Source organism: Vibrio sp. 378 (assembly GCF_033339435.1).
Genome location: NZ_JAWOUO010001194.1, coordinates 1 through 518, shown reverse-complemented (window position 1 = coordinate 518; position 518 = coordinate 1). Strand labels below are relative to the sequence as shown.

Annotated in this window: 1 protein-coding gene; it reads right to left on the bottom strand. The window is 45.2% G+C overall.

What is annotated here, in order from left to right; genetic code table 11:
* Positions 1–518 (bottom strand): histidine kinase dimerization/phospho-acceptor domain-containing protein (locus R7Q48_RS31100; RefSeq protein ID WP_318134275.1); only part of this gene is annotated, 518 nt, incomplete at both ends.

Below are 518 nucleotides of genomic sequence, written 5' to 3'. Positions count from 1 at the left end.
TTAGATTGAAACAAAATCACCGATTGATAAACGACTTCGCGAATGTCAGCTTCAACCAACGACAATTCGAGGCGCCCCGACTCGATCTTAGACAGATCTAGAATATCATTTAGCAGTGCAAGCAAAGTTTGAGAAGAGGTATCGATGTCATCCACGACTTCTTGCTGATGAGGTGATAGCTCACTTTGCGACAAAATTTCAGTCATCCCCATGATGCCATTCAACGGCGTTCGAATCTCATGGGACATATTGGCCAGAAATACAGATTTTGCTCTATTGGCTGCCACTGCCGACTCTTTGGCGTGCAGTATTTCGTGAGTTTGTCTCTGCTTTTCTTCCACCACACGATTGACTTGCTGCGCAAAGAGAGTGAACTCGTCACTACCATCGACTGCGACTTTTTTCTCTTTTTCTTCCTCATTAACAAGGGCATTAAGAGCATGAATGATCGCGCCAATCTTGCTGTTAACACGATACCAAGTGGCAACCCCCAACCAGCCAAGCAAGAGAAGAACTAC